This window comes from Mesorhizobium abyssinicae (assembly GCF_049887195.1).
Classification (GTDB): Bacteria; Pseudomonadota; Alphaproteobacteria; order Rhizobiales; family Rhizobiaceae; genus Mesorhizobium; species Mesorhizobium abyssinicae.
This window is the reverse complement of record NZ_JARAKC010000178.1, coordinates 1-225: the sequence shown is the minus strand read 5'-3', so window position 1 is coordinate 225 and position 225 is coordinate 1. Positions and strand designations below refer to the sequence as shown.

The 225-nt window shown below is 68.0% G+C and carries 1 protein-coding gene; it reads left to right on the top strand.

The genetic code is table 11. From position 1 onward, the window contains the following. Positions 1-225: AMP-binding protein (locus PU724_RS34230; protein WP_426213883.1), on the top strand; the 225-nt coding region annotated here is incomplete at both ends.

The window sequence follows — 225 nt, the reverse complement described above, 5'->3', positions numbered from 1 at the left end:
TGGAGGAGCTGAACCGGACGGAAGCGGACTATCCTTCGCAGCTGTGCATCCACGAGCTGTTCGAGGCGCGGGTGCGTGAGGCGCCCGACAGGGTGGCCGTGGTGCATGAGGCCGAGGAACTGAGCTATGGCGAGCTCAACGCGCGCGCCAACCGCCTGGCGCATCATCTGGTCGGCCTTGGCGTGAAGCCGGACCAGCCGGTGGCGATCTGCCTGGAGCGCAGCC